Source organism: Melaminivora alkalimesophila (genome assembly GCF_000282995.1).
GTDB classification, from domain to species: domain Bacteria; phylum Pseudomonadota; class Gammaproteobacteria; order Burkholderiales; family Burkholderiaceae_C; genus Melaminivora; species Melaminivora alkalimesophila.
In genome coordinates this window covers 1-1,236 of the sequence record NZ_ALEE01000739.1, presented here as the reverse complement: position 1 = coordinate 1,236, position 1,236 = coordinate 1, and the positions used below count along the sequence as shown (strand labels likewise).

The following is a 1,236-nucleotide window of genomic DNA, read 5'->3' as shown; positions in this document are numbered from 1 at the left end:
GGCGGAGCAGCTGCCGGCGGCGCTGCGCGAGCGCGTGCTCGCCTGGAAGGACCATGCGCGTGTGCAGGCGCTGCGCGAGCAGGCGCGCGTGCGGCTGGCGCGCGTGGTGCTGGTGACGGGCCGCTGGCTGGCCGATGGCCGCGTCAGCGAGCAGGCGGCGCTGCGGCTGCTCGACTGGCTCGAGCCGCTGCTGCGCCGCGAGAGCTACCTGGCGCTGCTGCTGGAGCGCCCGGCGGTGCATGAGCAGCTGCTGCACCTGCTGGGCACCGCCCGCTGGCCGGCGCGCTACATGCTGCAGCACCCGGGGGTGATCGACGAGCTGGCGGGCGGCGCGATCCTGAACGAACGTTTCGACCCCGAGGCCTTCGAGGCCGAGCTGGAGCTGCGGCTGGCGGCGCTCGTGTCCACCGCCGAGGACGACGAGGAGAACCTGCTGGACCTGCTGCGCCGCGCGCACCATGCGGAGCTGTTTCGCACCCTGGCGCGCGACGTGCAGGGGCGGCTGACGGTGGAGCAGGTGGCGGACGACCTGTCGCTGCTGGCCGACAGCGTGCTGCGCGTGACCAGCCGCTGGTGCTGGGCGCGCTTTAAGGCGCGCCACCGCGAGGAACCGGCCTTTGCCATCATCGGCTACGGCAAGCTCGGCGGCAAGGAACTGGGCTACGGCAGCGACCTGGACATCGTCTTCGTCTTCGATGACGACGACGAGCGCGCTCCCGAGGTCTATGCCGCCTTCGCGCGCCGGCTGATCAACTGGCTGACCGTGAAGACGGGCGAGGGCGACCTGTTCGAGATCGACACCGAGCTGCGCCCGAACGGCAGCTCGGGCCTGCTGGTCACGAGCTTTGCCGCCTACGCCGACTACCAGTGCCAGCGCGGCAGCAACACCGCCTGGACCTGGGAGCACCAGGCCATGACGCGCGCGCGCTTCGTGCTCGGCGCCCCGGCGCTGCGGGCGCGCTTCGACGCCGTGCGCCAGGCGGTCATCACTGCCGAGCGCGACGTGCAGGCGCTGGCCGGCGAGATCATCGCCATGCGTGAGCGGCTGCACGCCGCCCATCCGGTGGCGCCGGGCTGGTTCGAGGTCAAGCACAGCAGTGGCGGCATGCTGGACGCCGAGTTCGCCGTGCAGTACCTGGTGCTGGCCCACTCGCGCGCCCATCCGCAGCTGCAGGACAACGTCGGCAACATCGCGCTGCTGCTGCGCGCCGAGTCAGCCGGCCTGCTGCCGGCGGG

The 1,236-nt window shown here is 72.4% G+C and carries 1 pseudogene; it reads left to right on the top strand.

Annotated elements, in window-relative coordinates:
- Nucleotides 1-1,236 (top strand): annotated as a pseudogene (locus A612_RS14375) (bifunctional [glutamate--ammonia ligase]-adenylyl-L-tyrosine phosphorylase/[glutamate--ammonia-ligase] adenylyltransferase); the annotation flags it as partial.